The following is a 14,177-nucleotide window of genomic DNA, read 5'->3' as shown; positions in this document are numbered from 1 at the left end:
CCAGCAAAGAAAAACGGCCTCTTCAAACAAGCGCAAGAGCTGCCAGTTCGCTCGCTCTCGCCCTCGAAGAGACCGTTCCTCATTCACGCAGCAGTTGCCCCACAGCATGAAGTTTCCTCCATGACGCCAGTCGTTAAAGCTGCACTTGATACCACTAGGGCAGCATCGTTAATTTTTCGATAGCTTCTCCTGTGCCAGCCGAATCATCTCGCGAACCATCGAGCCGCCGATTTTCCCTCCAATATGGCCGGCGTCCTCCGTTTTCAACTGGCCGTTATCGCCCGGTTGAAGCGGAATTCCTAGCTCCTGAGCCACTTCGTATTTCACGTCGTCCGGATGCTGAGGGTCGACATGGTAGCCCTCCCTTTGCATCACTTCGCCTTTAAATTGCTGCATCGCTTGTCTAGCTTCCGGCACGAGCAGCTTGCGATTTCTTCTCGCCATGCTATCACCGCCTTCCCTTGCATGATCCCGTTCAGCCAGGCCATGCTCCTCCTTACCGTCTCCAGACGGAACATCCTTTATAACCTCGTCAAAACATAAAAAGAGACCGGCTATCGCCGATCCCTCCGTCTTCTCTATTATATCTCTCCCGCTCCCAATCCCGCTCCAACCATGCCAAACGATTCAAAATCCCTTCAATCCCATCGCCAACATCAGTTGAACTACTTCACATATCCGCGCGAAGCCTTATTAAACCGTCAAATACTTCTTAATGACATCGTCGCTAAGCGACTCCAGCCCCCCTTCCCAGACAACTGCCCCCTTATCCAGCACGTAAAAGTAATCGCCGACGCTCTTCACAAACTCCAAGCTTTGCTCAACCAGCAAAATAGCTGTTTGTCCGTCCACTTTGATTGAGCGAATGACGTCGCGAATATCGTCCACGATGGATGGCTGAATGCCCTCGCAAGGCTCGTCGAGCAGCAGTACCTCCGGTCTTGAAGCAAGCGCTCTGGCAAAAGCCAGCTGCTGCTGCTGCCCGCCGCTGAGGTCGCCGCCGCGCCGTCCGTACATCGTTTTCAGTACCGGAAACTTCGCAATCGCCTCTTCAGGCACCGTCCGCTCCTTCTCACGAGATGCCTCCAAGCCAAGCAGCAAGTTTTCGTATACCGTCAACTGTCCGAATATTTCCCGGCCCTGCGGCACATAGCCGATACCGCTCTTGGCCCGCCGCCCCGGCGCCTGCTTCGTCAGATCGGTCCCTTTATAAGACACCGCGCCACGACGAGCCTTCAACACGCCCATGATGCTCTTCATCAGCGTCGTCTTCCCGACACCGTTGCGTCCAAGCAGGCATACCACCTGCCCCGGCTTCACTTTCAACGTCACTTCCCGCAAAATGACGCTTTCTCCATACCCCGCCTCAAGCTGTTGAACGGCTAACATCCGCATCCCGCCTTTTTCCCAAGTACACTTCCGCCACCCGGTCATCACGCTGCACTTCTTCCATGGAGCCTTCCTTCAGCAGCTTGCCTTCATGCATAACCGTTACTTTGCTCGCAAAATTACGGACAAATTCCATATCGTGCTCGACGACGACGATCGAGCGCTGCCTTGCAATCTCCACCAGCAGCTCGCCTGTTTTGTCAGTCTCTTTGTCCGTCATACCGGCGACAGGCTCGTCGAGCAGCAGTACCTCCGGCTCCTGCAGCAGCATCATGCCGATCTCCAGCCACTGCTTCTCGCCATGCGACAAGCCGCCCGCCCGCCAATCGGCTTTGTCTTGCAGGCCGATCATCGTCAGCTGATGCCCGATACGCTCCCGCTCCTCCGCTTTCATCCCGGCAAAAAGGACGGAGAACACGCCGCGCCGTTGACGCATTGCGATCTCCAAATTTTCCGAGACCGTCATGGACGGGAAAATCGAAGGAGCCTGAAATTTGCGGCCAATGCCGAGCTCGGCGATCTGATGCTCTTTTTTGCGCGTAATATCGACGTTTTTATTGAACGTCACACGCCCCTTCGACGGACGAACCTTGCCGCAAATAACATCCAGCATCGTCGTTTTGCCCGCGCCGTTCGGCCCGATCAGGAAGCGCAGCTCGCCTTTACTGAGCGCCAGACTCATCCCCTGTATCGCCTTGAACCCGTCAAATTCCACCGTCACGTCTTCACACTGCAGGATACTCGACTCCTTCATGCTTCCGTTCCCTCCTCTTTTTGCCTAGCTTGATTTTGCCGAGCAGACCGGTCAGCCCGTTCGGCAGGAACACGACGACGATGACAAATACCGCTCCGAGAAAATATGTCCAGCCTTCCGGATACGTCGTGCTGAACTCGCTTTTCGCCCAGTTCATAAGGACGGCTCCGAGCGCCGCCCCAATCAGCGTGCCGCGGCCTCCAATCGCCACCCACAGCACCATTTCGATGGAAGGGACAATCCCCATCATCGACGGAGAAATAATGCCGACGTGAAGTACGAACAGCATGCCTGCAATACCTGCAATACCAGCCGAAATCGTAAAAATGAGCATTTGATAGACAGCCGGGTTATAGCCGATAAACCGCACCCGATTTTCTCCGTCCCGAATGGCGCGGAGCACCTTGCCGAACCGGCTCTTCACGATATAGCGGCACAAGATGAACACACCAATCAATACGATCGCCGTCACCCAGTACAGCATCCGCTTCGTATCGGAGGAAGCGATCGATTGTCCAAGGATTTTGCTGTAGCCGGTGACGCCGTTCGTGCCGCCTGTGTAAGCCTGTTGGCCGATAAGCAGCGTCGTCGTAATGATAACAAGCGCCTGCGTCAAAATCGTGAAGTATACACCGCGAATCCGGTTCTTAAACGTAAAGTAGCCGAGTACAAGCGCCAGCAGTGCTGGGAGCAGAATCCCCATTAGCACCGCGAAGCCAAAACTCTCGAACGGCTTCCAGAACAGCGGCAGCTCCGTCAGTCCGCTCCACCCCATAAAATCGGGAAGCTTGCCGCCGCTCGCCTCCAGCTTTAAATACATCGCCATCGCGTACGCGCCTAGTCCGAAAAAGATACCGTGGCCTAAGCTGAGAATACCTGTATAGCCCCAAATCAAATCGAGCCCGAGGGCAACAATCGCAAAAGCGAGAAACTTGGCCAGCAGGTTCAAGCGAAAATCGCTCAAAAATAACGGAGCGGAGAACATCGCCCCGGCCGCCGCCGCGTAACCGATTAAAATCCACAGCTTTTGGGGAGTCCATTTCTGCGTCTTCACCATCGATCCTTCACCCTTCCCCTATTAATCAAGCGAACGCGACCGCATCGCTACGAATCCGCTCGGCCGCCATTGCAGGAAGGCAACGATGCAGAGGAATACGAGCACTTTACCCAGCGAGGCATTCGTCCAATATTCGAAAATGGTATTAAAGACGCCGATGCCGAAAGCACCCAGCACCGTGCCGACCAGCTTGCCGACTCCGCCAAGCACGACGACCATGAACGCGTCCACAATATAATAAGTGCCAAGTGACGGACCAATAGGTCCGAGCAAGGTAAGCGCGCATCCGGCGATGCCGGCAATGCCAGAACCGATGGCAAAGGTCATTGCATCGACGCGTCTCGTCGATACGCCGAGACAGGCGGCCATATCGCGGTTTTGCATAACGGCCCGCATCCTTCTTCCTTCAAGGCTGCGGTAAATGTAGAAATACATAGCCAGCAGGCAAAGACAAACCAACCCGAGAATAAACAACCGCTTATAAGGAAAGACGGTCCCTTCCATAATGCGAATGCCGCCTTCCAGCCAAGAAGGGCTTTTCACCGCCACGTTAGGCGCTCCGAATATCGACCGAGCCAGCTGCTGAAGCACAAGCCCAACGCCCCAGGTTGCCAGCAAGCTATCCAACGGTCTGCCGTACAGGAATCGTATCAGGCTCATTTCCATGATTAGCCCAAATAGAAACGCAATCAGAAAGCTGACCGGTATCGCCAGCACAAAGTACCAGTCAAACAAAGAATCCGGCAACACATTTTTGAAAATATTTTGCGTCAAATAGGTGGAGTACGCGCCGATCATAATGAGCTCGCCGTGCGCCATATTGATGACCTTCATCAGCCCGAACGTAATGGCAAGCCCGAGCGCGATCAACAGCAAAATGGAGCTGACGCTGATTCCATTGAACAGCTGCAGTATAAGCACTTCCATATGCCTTCAACTCCTTCAAGTAATGGCGGCGGAACCGCCGAGAGCAAGCCGTGGCGGAGGCGATACGGCTCTAAGCAAAGGGGAGCATCCGTTACGCCAAACGCCCTCGCCGAATACTCCCCTTTGCAGCCGCTATTGCCGCAACCCTATTGTCACCCTCGTGAATTTTGGCTTCTCGCCAACTTCAAGTTACTCAGTCGGCTTAATGGCTGCCGCCCAGTCGTAGCCTTTCAAGTATGGATCCGGTTTGACCGCATCGCCCGAATTCCATAATTCCTTGAATTGGCCGTCCGACTGCACTTCGCCGATTCGAACCGTTTTGTAAATGTGCTGCGTCTCGCCGTCGATTTTGACCTTGCCTTCCGGCGCGTCCCACTCAAGATCCTTAGCTGCTTCCTTCACCTTCTCGACATCCGTCGTGCCTGCCTTCTCAACAGCTGCCTTCCACAGGTACACCGCAGTATAGCCTGCTTCGATCGGGTCGGCCGTTACGCGGTCGTCGCCGTATTTCTTTTTATAATTCTCGACGAACGTTTTGTTGGCTGGCGTATCCGTCGTTTGATAGTAGTTCCATGCAGCCAAGTGGCCTTGCAGCACGTCGACGCCGATGCCGCGAATCTCTTCCTCTGCTACGGAAACGGACAGCGTCGTCAGGTCAGTCGCCGTAATGCCTGCATCCTTCAACTGTTTGAAGAAGGCAACGTTGCTGTCGCCGTTCAGCGTATTGAATACGACGTCCGGTTTTGCCGCCTTAATCTTGCTGATGATCGTGCTGTAATCGGTATGTCCGAGCGCTGTGTACTCTTCGCCTACCAATTCACCGCCTTTAGCTTTCAGCTGCTCTTTAATGATCAGGTTCGCTGTGCGAGGGAACACGTAGTCGGAGCCGAGCAGGTAAAACTTCTTGCCCCGGTTTTCAAGCAGCCAATCGACGGCAGGAACGATCTGCTGATTCGTCGTCGCCCCGGTATAGAAGATATTCGGAGAAGCTTCGAGACCTTCGTATTGAACCGGATACCAGAGCAGTCCGTTCAATTCCTCGAACACCGGCTTCATCGCCTTGCGGCTGGAAGAAGTCCATCCGCCGAATACAGTTGCTACTTTATCTTCTGAAATAAGCTTACGAGCTTTCTCTGCGAACGTCGGCCAATCGGACGCGCCGTCTTCCTCGATTGGCACAATCTTTTTGCCAAGAACGCCGCCTGCGGCGTTAATCTCTTCGATTGCCATAATCTCGGCGTCACGCACCGAGACCTCGCTGATTGCCATCGTTCCGCTTAATGAATGCAAGACCCCAACTTTAATTTCCCCTTCGGATGCGGCGCCCGTGCCGCCGGATGTTGTGGAAGCCGGTTCCTCTTTCTTATTGCCGCTGCAGCCCGCCAGTACCAGGCTTAATGCAATTAAAAGAAGTCCCATCTGATAAAACCATTTCTTTTTCATCTCTCCACTCCCCAGTTCCTCTATTTTTTATATCTATTGCCGAACATTTACATGGATTAGGTTTCCATTGTTCGCATCCTCATTATAGTTTGTGGTCGGATTGTATGTCAATATATATAACACCAAAATTTGAAAAGAGGACATTTGTCTTACAGAATGGCTAATTTGGGGTAATTTTATCTCACAAATAAGACTGTCTTTTGACTGATTTTGAATCATTTTGTCTCGGTATTCACCAATTACATAACATAAACATTACATAAATATTCATGCCTCCAGCCAGGTGTTCCGCTATATGACTGTAACCCACAACAAAATAAAAAAGCCGTTCCTCCGACCCATAGGGCACGAAAGAACGGCTTTGCCATTCAAGCAAGTTTATTATTTAGTTTCCGGTTTAGGCGAAGCTTCGCCATCCGGTTTTGCACTCTCGTCCGGCTTAGCGGACTCTTCAGGCGCTTTAGATGGCTCTGGAAGCGTAAGCTTCACATCCAGCTTCGGCATTTCTTCCGTCATGAACTTGTTCATGTGCTCGTAAGCCACAGCGCTTTTCACAGCTTCTTTCGCCGTCTCGTCAAGTTTCTCGAACGGCGTTACGTCGCGCTTCTCGACTTTAATGACGTGGTAACCGAATTCCGTCTCGACCGGCTCGCCGATTTTGCCGACTTCCTGCGTCAAAGCGGCATTTTTAAAGGCTTCCGCCCATTGGTTGACATCGGCATCCTCGTACAAACCGCCGTTTTCTTTGGAGCCCGGGTCATCGGAATACTGTTTAGCAAGAGCATTCCAGTCCCCATTCGCCTCCAGCTTCGCTTTCACTTCTTTCGCGAGCTTCAGAGCTTCTTCCGCCGTACGCAGCTCCTTGCCGGACGCTCTGTCCGTCGTCGCTACGAGAATATGGCGAACCGATGCTTTGTTGTACAAGCCCGGATTTTTCTCGTATTCCGCTTTGACCTCTTCATCCTTCACTTCGGAGTTCATGTGCTCTACAACAACGAGCATAAGCGTAATGTATGCTTTGATATCATTTTCGGTAATTTTCTTATCTTCCAGCGTCTTTTTCAATTCTTCATTCGACTTGATTGTCGTCTGGAATTGCTCCATCTGCTTGTCCGCTTCTTCCGAAGCTTTCTTCAACGTAGCTTCAGATGCGCGTTCGGACAAAATTTTGTAAGCCACAAATTGCTGCAGCAATTGCTCTTTGAATTGCGGAATTTCTATGATTTGCTCATAGCCGGGCTGCAAAATATTGAATACGCCCAAATATTTGTTGAATTCTGGCTCTGTAACGCTGCCTTCTTTATACGTAGCAACCGCCGTTCCCGTGCCCGCTCCCGCGAATGTTGTTCCCGAGCCTTCTTCCTTCTTGCTGCCGCAAGCCGCCAAAACCGTCATGACGAGCACTGCCGCAACAATAAGCAGCGCGCTTCTGCGCCATGCCGATCTGCGTGTACCGTGCAACATGTAGAATCCCCTTTCAAAATACGAAGTTTTTCATTATTGTAGCAGAAATCAGGTCTGCAATGCGAATTTTCTATCCTTCGGCCGCTTTACGGGGCCGCATCCTGCAGCGCTTCCTCCGGAACTCGCGCTTCTTGAAATAGCTTAAGAAACCGTTCCAGCAGCTGCAGCTTCTGATCCATTTCCAACCCTTTTCCGCGTAACAGCAGCGTAGGATTTGCATCCTGATGACTGCCTTGGCGGAACCGGTTCTCAAACTGCAGGCACAGCCGGTCGACCTGCTTGGAAACAATCTTTTTCTTTTCCTGTTCGGCGAAACGGACTGTTATATCGTCGCCCTTTTGGCTGATCTGTTCAATGCCGTACATCGTACCGTGCACTTTTAGACGCGCCACCGACAGCAAATTATCGACAGCCTGCGGCAAATTGCCGAACCGGTCGATTAGCTCCTCAGCCAGGTCGTCGGTTTCCTCGAACGAGCGGACGGAAGCCACCTTCTTGTAGATTTCGATCTTCTGGATACTGTCGTAAATATAATCTGACGGCAGATAGGCGTCGATACTTACGTCGATCAGCGTCGTAACCGCCCGCTCCTCTTTCACGACTACCCCTTCCATTTCCGCTTTGCGCTTGCTGATTTCGTCAGCCAGCATTTGCGAATACAGATCGAAACCGACCGAAGCGATAAAGCCGTGCTGCTCCGGACCAAGCAGGTTGCCGGCGCCGCGGATCGCCAAGTCGCGCATAGCGATTTTGAAGCCCGAGCCCAGCTCGGTAAACTCTTTGATCGATTGCAGACGCTTCTCCGCCACTTCGGTAAGCACCTTGTCCCGTTGGTAGGTGAAGTACGCGTAAGCGATTCGATTGGATCGCCCGACCCGACCTCTCAGCTGATACAACTGAGACAGACCCATCTTATCGGCATCATGCACAATGAGCGTATTAACGTTCGGGATATCGACGCCCGTCTCGATAATACTCGTGCTGACGAGCACATCGGATTCGCCGTCCAGGAAATCGAGGATCGTCTTCTCCAGCTCCTGCTCCGACATCTGCCCGTGTCCGACCGCAACCTTGGCGTCTGGAACAAGCGAATTGATTAACTCGGCCATTTGATAAATGCCCTGTACTCGATTGTACAAGTAGTAGACTTGCCCGCCGCGCGCAATCTCACGCTCGATTGCTTCGCGAATAAGCGAGGTATTGTATTCAACGACATACGTCTGTACAGGGAAACGATTTTCCGGCGGTGTCTCAATAACAGACAAATCCCGCACGCCCAGCATCGACATATGCAGCGTTCTCGGAATCGGCGTCGCCGTCAGCGTCAGAACGTCGACATTGGTCTTCAGCCGTTTCAGCTTTTCTTTGTGAGACACGCCGAACCGCTGCTCCTCGTCGACGATAAGCAGACCCAGATCTTTGAAAATAACATCCTGCGACAAAAGACGGTGCGTGCCGATAACAACATCGACCGAACCGGCCTTGAGTCCTTTCATCGTCTCGTTCTGCTCCTTGCGCGAACGGAAGCGGCTCAACACTTGAATGTTAAACGGATAACCGGAGAAACGCTCGCGGAACGTCTCATAATGCTGCTGCGCGAGAATGGTCGTTGGCACGAGTATGGCCACCTGCTTGCCTTCGATCGCCGATTTGAAGGCGGCGCGAATCGCTACCTCCGTCTTGCCGTAGCCGACGTCTCCGCACAGCAGACGATCCATCGGCTGCGTCTTCTCCATATCCTTCTTAATCTCTTCAATGGCGCGAAGCTGATCGCGCGTCTCATCGTAAGGGAACATAGCCTCGAACTCGTTCTGATAAGCGGTGTCTTTGCCGAACGCGAAGCCCGGAGCCGATTGCCTCTCCGCATACAGCTTGATGAGATCGTCGGCAATGTCCTGAACGGAGGAGCGCACCTTGTTCTTCGCTCTCGTCCATTCGCTGCCGCCAAGCTTGTTGACCTTCGGTTCCTTCTCTTCCGAGCCGACGTATTTCTGAATCAGATCGACCTGCTCGATCGGCACGGACAGCTTATCGCCGCCCGCATACAAAATATGCAGGTAGTCCTTATGAATACCGGCAATCTCCAGCGTGCCGATGCCGACGTATTTGCCGATGCCGTGGTTTTGATGGACGACATAGTCGCCGACCTTGAGCTCGGTGTAGCTCTTGATCCGCTCGGCGTTGTCCATCTTCTTGTCGATACGGCGCGCCTTGCGCTGTTTTTGCGAGAACATTTCGCCCTCGGTAATAACGACCAGATGTGAAGACGGCAGCTCGAAGCCCGACTGCAGGTTGCCTTCCAGCAGCTGCGGCGGCTCGATATGGTAGTCTTGCAGCACGCGCCGCATCCGATCCATTCGTTCGGCGTTGCCCGCAAGCATCATAATGGTGGCGCCGGTTTTTTTCCAACGGTCCATTTCCGCTTTCAGCACGTTCATTTGGCCATGGAAGTTCTGCATCGCACGGCTCGACATATTCAATATGTTTTGCGGCTGCGAGTGCGGAATTTGACGTAGGAACAGGCTGAGAAACAGCGTCGGGAACGGCCGGTGGTGTAGAATCTCCTCCGACGCCCGCGCGAGCACGAAGCCCGGCAGCGACTTGCCGTTCGACAGCAGATGCGTCGCCCATTCCGCTTCGTCCCGCTCCAATTGACGGGCCGTTTCAATCAAACGGGTTGGCTCGTCGAGAATAAGCAGCGTATCCTGCGGCAAATAATCGAGAATCGTTTGTCTTTCCGGGTAAAGCAGCGATATATATTTATAGATTTCAGTAAAATATACATGTTCCCGCAGCTTTTCAATTTCGCCGCCGATCTCCGAACGCAGCCGTTCCTTGGCAATTCGGTCGGTCATCTTGTCCAGCTGCTGTTCGAGCAGCGAAGCCGCATGGTCGGCAGCCGCTTTAAAGCGGCGTTCGTCCGCGAGCAGCTCTTGGCACGGCGTCACAGTAAATTGCTGCAAATTGTCCAGCGAGCGCTGATCGGCCGGGTCGAAGGTGCGAATCGAGTCGACATCGTCGCCGAACCATTCGATCCGGTATGCAACCGAAGACGTCAGCGGATAAAAATCGACGATACCGCCGCGAACGCTCATCTCGCCCTTTGATTCAACGCGGTCTGCCCGCACATAACCTAATGCAGTCATCTGCCGCAAGAACGTATCCAAAGGAATAACGTCGCCAACAGCGACTTCAATTTTCGCTTCCGCCATTACGCCGCTGACAGGCAAATATCGGCGGACGCCGGAAAACGGCACGACAACGATCCCGCGAAAGCCTTCGGACAGCTTGATCAGCACATCCATTCGCTGCGCCAGCGTCTCGGGACTCGAGATTGCGGCTTCGGCAGCTACCAGCTCATTCGCGGGATAGAGCAATACTTCATCCGGGGAAAGACATTCCTGCAAATCCTCGGCAATTTTTTGCGCGGCGTACATGTTATGCGTGACAACGAGCAGCGGGCGATCCAAATCCGTCTTTACAGCGGCAACGAGCACCTGTCTGGAGGAGCCGGCAAGACCGGATACCATCTGCTCTCGCATTCCTTTGCGAACGCCGGCGATAATAGACTGAACGTCGGGGTCCGCAGCAAAAGCCTGTACTAATGCTTTCAATCGAAAAGGCACCTCGTTTCTACATACGTAAACAGCCGAATACCGCCTTTGCACAACAATAGCGGTATTCGGCAAACATAAACGGCTGACGCCGCCTGAGGCGGGTCAGCATGTTCTCACTACAACCAAGTCTTCCACCAAAAATAAGCCTCAGCCGTTTGCTAAGGCTCTGCCATGCCGCAGCATAGGCAAGCGCTTTTACACCCCGCGCATTTGGGCGCGAGGAATCGTCACTGCAGCGGATTTGCAACCAGCAGCAGCTCCGGATTGGCCTCCAACGCTTCGCGGCAATAATCGCATATAACTTTCACGGTCACGTCGCCGTTTGGGTTATACGCTATTATATCGCTGCGTTCTTCGGGGGTCAAGAAATGGAAACCGAGCTGCTGCTCCGTGATGCCGTCCCTATGAATGGACCCCATTTCGGTGCGGCAGTGCCTGCAAATATAGTTTACAGCCATATGTATGCCTCCTGAAGAGTAGTTATACCCTTCAGTATGCCCGGGTTTGTCGCTGCTTAGGCGGTTTTACCCATTAAACTTTGCCATCGTTTTGTCAAACGAGTTCTTGATCGAAAATTCAAACGCATCACAAGCCTGCTCAATCATCTCCCGAAGCTTCTCCTGCTCGCTCTTCGGGAAGTTGTCCAGCACATAATCAGCGATATTGCGCCCTGGCAGCGGACGGGATACGCCCATCCGAATCCGGTTAAAGGATTGCGTGTCCAGATGTTGAATAAGCGATTTGATACCGTTATGTCCGCCGGCGCTGCCCTGGTAGCGCAGACGGATACGGCCGGTCTCGGTATCCATATCGTCGTAGACGATCATTCCGTCGGCTAGGTCGGCCTTGAAATAATCCATAAAGGCGCGCACCGACTCTCCCGACAAGTTCATATACGTCATCGGCTTGATAAGAAATACTTTTTCTCCTTGCACATGACCTTCACCAATTAATGCACGGCATTTATTTTGCGTCACTTGAATATTCCAGCGTTTGGCCAGCTCATCGATCACCATGAAGCCGACATTGTGCCTCGTTCCTTGGTAAGCGGTCCCGGGATTGCCCAGTCCTACGATCCACTTCATTGTATTCGTCCCCATTCCTGCTCTTCCGGCATGTCTTATTCTTCTCTTTTACCATATTACCACTGGCGGCGGCAACTGGCACCCATCCTCATGAAGGAGCAAAAGAAAGAGGCTGCCCGTCGCAGGGACAGCCTCCTCGGCATTCATTCGCTATACGGCCCGTCAGGCCTTTTCAATCTCATGCATATGAGCTTCCGTCGACCGCGATTGCGCCTCGTGAAGTTCTACTTCCTGCGCTTCGGCTTCCTCTGCGGTCAAATCTTTCTGTGGAACGAGCACCGTAACGACGACTAACTCCGGGTCCGTCGTAATGGTAATGCCAGCAGGCGGGCGAATGTCCCGAACGAGCAGGCTGTCGCCCATTTCCAGATCAGCTACATTGATCTCGATATGCTCGGGGATCGCAGCAGGCAGACACTCGACCTCCAGCTCATGAACAATCGACTGCAAAATGCCGCCCACCGTCACACCGTTCGCTTCGCCGACGATTTCGATGCGAACATGAGCGCGCACCTCTTCGTTCATATCGATCTGCAGCAGATCGACATGCCGCACCCGGCGCGAGAGCGGCTCTCGCTGCACGTCGGCAATCATCACCGGCTGCTTGCCGGTTTCAGGCGTATTCAACTCCAGCACCGCATTCGGATGAGAGCGCAGCAAATGCAGCAGCTCCTTCTCTTCCAAAGCGAGGAGAGCCGGTTCGCTCAATTGCTTGCCGTATACCACCGCCGGCACCTTCCCGCTCGCCCGAAGCAGGCGAAGCTCGCCTTTCGTGCGCGTCTCCCGGCGTTCAGCCGTCAAAGCTATGGACATGTCGGAAACCTCCCAGTAAAGTCAATTTCCCTTTCACTTTGCCCATCCCGGCCAATAATTAAACAGGTTTTACGAGAAAGAAAGCCGGCAAAAGCAGCGCTCTGGATCTCCCGCACCGCCTTTGCCGGCTTGCTGCCGCAATTGTGGCCTTATCATTTTAGAATTATTTCTTGTTGTTCGCTTTCTTCGCCTTGGCTCTAGCTCGAATCTTATCAGCGTAGCCCGGCTTGTTCACTTGCCGCTCACGGGCAATAGCGAGATCGCCTGAAGGCACGTCATGCGTAATAGTCGAGCCCGCCACTACATATGCACCGTCGCCCAGCTTCACCGGCGCAATCAAATTGACGTTGCTGCCAACAAACGCATTGTCGCCGATTTCCGTAACGAATTTATTAAAACCGTCGTAATTGACTGTAATAGCGCCGCAACCGATGTTGACGTCCTTGCCGACGATCGCGTCTCCGACATAGCTGAGGTGAGACACCTTGCTGCCGTCGTCCAGAGAAGCGTTCTTGAGCTCGACGAAGTCGCCGATCTTGCAGCCTACCCCAAGCTTGGAGCCAGGACGCAGGTTCGCGTATGGACCAACCGAGCTATCGTCGCCAACAACCGATTCTGCAATAACCGAATATTTGATCGTTACGCCATTGCCGATCTCCGCATTCTGAATATCTGCGTTAGGACCAATGACGCAATCCTCGCCAATGACGGTCGAACCGCGAAGCACCGTTCCCGGATAAATGACTGTATCGGCCCCGATCCGTACGTCCGCTTCGATATAGGTCGAAGCCGCATCGATTAGCGTTACGCCTTCCAGCAAATGCTTGCGGTTAATGCGAGCGCGCATAAGCGCCTCTGCCTCAGCAAGCGCCACACGGTCATTCACGCCGATCGCCTCCGCTAGATCGGACGTGCAATACGCCTGCACCGTCTCGCCGTCATTGCGGAAAATACCTACCACGTCGGTTAAGTAGTATTCGCCTTGCGAATTCTCATTCGTTACTTTAGCCAGCGCCGCAAACAGCTTGCGGTTATCAAAAATATAAGTTCCCGTGTTGATTTCTTGTACTCGCGCTTCCTCCGGCGAGCAATCCTTCTGCTCGACGATGCGCACGACAGCGCCGTCTTCCCCGCGAATGACGCGGCCGTAGCCGGTCGGATCATCGAAGGATGCGGTAAGGATCGTTGCCGCCGCTCCGCTGCTGCGATGCAGCTCTAGCACGGCGTTAATCGTCTCGGAGCGCACAAGCGGCGTGTCGCCGCAAATAACGATCGTCGAGCCTTCTTCTCCGGCGAGCAGCGCCTCCGCCTGCTGAACGGCATGCCCCGTACCGAGCTGCTGTTCCTGCAGTGCGTATTCGGCTTGATCGCCCAAATACGTTTTTACCGCTTCCGCGCCATGGCCGACAATAACAACCGTCCGCTCGCTGTTCGCTTCCTGTACCGTGCGCAGCACATGACCCACCATCGGTTTGCCCGCAACCTCGTGCAGCACTTTATATCGCTTCGATTTCATCCGCTTGCCTTGTCCGCCGGCAAGCACAATCGCCAATACTTTCAACCGGTATTCCTCCTCATGCCGCTCCGTTAGTAACGCAAGTCGCTCCACACATCATGCTTCATGCGCC

The 14,177-nt window shown here is 53.5% G+C and carries 12 protein-coding genes; all 12 read right to left on the bottom strand.

The window, feature by feature from the left end; all coding sequences use genetic code 11:
• Positions 1 to 168: 168 nt before the first annotated feature.
• The gene (locus ACFVTB_RS25955; RefSeq protein ID WP_387755985.1) at positions 169 to 444 is read right to left on the bottom strand and encodes an alpha/beta-type small acid-soluble spore protein; all 276 of its coding nucleotides are present in this window, start codon (positions 442 to 444) and stop codon (positions 169 to 171) included.
• Between the two features lie 249 nt (positions 445 to 693).
• A complete protein-coding gene (gene urtE / locus ACFVTB_RS25950) occupies positions 694 to 1,389 on the bottom strand; it encodes an urea ABC transporter ATP-binding subunit UrtE (RefSeq protein WP_387755983.1) in 696 nt (231 codons plus the stop codon).
• Positions 1,367 to 2,143, bottom strand: a complete 777-nt coding sequence (gene urtD / locus ACFVTB_RS25945) for an urea ABC transporter ATP-binding protein UrtD (RefSeq protein WP_387755981.1) — start codon at positions 2,141 to 2,143, stop codon at positions 1,367 to 1,369. The genes urtE and urtD overlap by 23 nt, the downstream gene beginning before the upstream one ends.
• The gene (gene urtC / locus ACFVTB_RS25940; RefSeq protein ID WP_387755979.1) at positions 2,115 to 3,200 is read right to left on the bottom strand and encodes an urea ABC transporter permease subunit UrtC; all 1,086 of its coding nucleotides are present in this window, start codon (positions 3,198 to 3,200) and stop codon (positions 2,115 to 2,117) included. Before urtC ends, urtD begins: the two co-directional genes overlap by 29 nt.
• A 21-nt stretch (positions 3,201 to 3,221) precedes the next feature.
• On the bottom strand, positions 3,222 to 4,127 hold the full coding sequence (gene urtB / locus ACFVTB_RS25935) for an urea ABC transporter permease subunit UrtB (protein ID WP_387755977.1): 906 nt from the start codon (positions 4,125 to 4,127) through the stop codon (positions 3,222 to 3,224).
• A gap of 189 nt (positions 4,128 to 4,316) precedes the next feature.
• Positions 4,317 to 5,570, bottom strand: a complete 1,254-nt coding sequence (urtA, locus tag ACFVTB_RS25930) for an urea ABC transporter substrate-binding protein (RefSeq protein WP_387755975.1) — start codon at positions 5,568 to 5,570, stop codon at positions 4,317 to 4,319.
• 381 nt (positions 5,571 to 5,951) lie between these two features.
• On the bottom strand, positions 5,952 to 7,034 hold the full coding sequence (locus ACFVTB_RS25925; RefSeq protein ID WP_387755973.1) for a peptidylprolyl isomerase: 1,083 nt from the start codon (positions 7,032 to 7,034) through the stop codon (positions 5,952 to 5,954).
• An 86-nt stretch (positions 7,035 to 7,120) separates the two neighbouring features.
• Positions 7,121 to 10,648: a transcription-repair coupling factor gene (gene mfd, locus ACFVTB_RS25920; protein WP_387755971.1), complete on the bottom strand. Its 3,528-nt coding sequence runs from the start codon at positions 10,646 to 10,648 to the stop codon at positions 7,121 to 7,123.
• Between the two features lie 230 nt (positions 10,649 to 10,878).
• Complete coding sequence (fin, locus tag ACFVTB_RS25915) at positions 10,879 to 11,109, bottom strand: anti-sigma-F factor Fin (protein WP_387755969.1); 231 nt, start codon at positions 11,107 to 11,109, stop codon at positions 10,879 to 10,881.
• 66 nt (positions 11,110 to 11,175) lie between these two features.
• Positions 11,176 to 11,736 carry an aminoacyl-tRNA hydrolase gene (gene pth / locus ACFVTB_RS25910; RefSeq protein WP_387756078.1) on the bottom strand — a complete coding sequence of 187 codons (561 nt, stop codon included), beginning with the start codon at positions 11,734 to 11,736 and terminating at the stop codon, positions 11,176 to 11,178.
• A 162-nt stretch (positions 11,737 to 11,898) separates the two neighbouring features.
• Positions 11,899 to 12,549, bottom strand: coding sequence for a 50S ribosomal protein L25 (locus ACFVTB_RS25905; protein WP_387755967.1), 651 nt, complete (start codon positions 12,547 to 12,549; stop codon positions 11,899 to 11,901).
• Positions 12,550 to 12,712: 163 nt separating this feature from the next.
• A complete protein-coding gene (gene glmU, locus ACFVTB_RS25900; RefSeq protein ID WP_387755965.1) occupies positions 12,713 to 14,110 on the bottom strand; it encodes a bifunctional UDP-N-acetylglucosamine diphosphorylase/glucosamine-1-phosphate N-acetyltransferase GlmU in 1,398 nt (465 codons plus the stop codon).
• Between the last annotated feature and the right edge of the window lie 67 nt (positions 14,111 to 14,177).

This window comes from Paenibacillus sp. NPDC058071 (genome assembly GCF_042885235.1).
Classification (GTDB): domain Bacteria; phylum Bacillota; class Bacilli; order Paenibacillales; family Paenibacillaceae; genus Pristimantibacillus.
This window is presented reverse-complemented; position numbering and strand designations above follow the sequence as displayed.

Bases quoted from the DNA above. Each gene is read 5' to 3' on its own strand.
- ACFVTB_RS25955 (WP_387755985.1), bottom strand. From the start codon at position 444: ATGGCGAGAAGAAATCGCAAGCTGCTCGTGCCGGAAGCTAGACAAGCG.
- urtE (WP_387755983.1), bottom strand. From the start codon at position 1,389: ATGTTAGCCGTTCAACAGCTTGAGGCGGGGTATGGAGAAAGCGTCATT.
- urtD (WP_387755981.1), bottom strand. From the start codon at position 2,143: ATGAAGGAGTCGAGTATCCTGCAGTGTGAAGACGTGACGGTGGAATTT.
- urtC (WP_387755979.1), bottom strand. From the start codon at position 3,200: ATGGTGAAGACGCAGAAATGGACTCCCCAAAAGCTGTGGATTTTAATC.
- urtB (WP_387755977.1), bottom strand. From the start codon at position 4,127: ATGGAAGTGCTTATACTGCAGCTGTTCAATGGAATCAGCGTCAGCTCC.
- urtA (WP_387755975.1), bottom strand. From the start codon at position 5,570: ATGAAAAAGAAATGGTTTTATCAGATGGGACTTCTTTTAATTGCATTA.
- ACFVTB_RS25925 (WP_387755973.1), bottom strand. From the start codon at position 7,034: ATGTTGCACGGTACACGCAGATCGGCATGGCGCAGAAGCGCGCTGCTT.
- fin (WP_387755969.1), bottom strand. From the start codon at position 11,109: ATGGCTGTAAACTATATTTGCAGGCACTGCCGCACCGAAATGGGGTCC.
- pth (WP_387756078.1), bottom strand. From the start codon at position 11,736: ATGAAGTGGATCGTAGGACTGGGCAATCCCGGGACCGCTTACCAAGGA.
- ACFVTB_RS25905 (WP_387755967.1), bottom strand. From the start codon at position 12,549: ATGTCCATAGCTTTGACGGCTGAACGCCGGGAGACGCGCACGAAAGGC.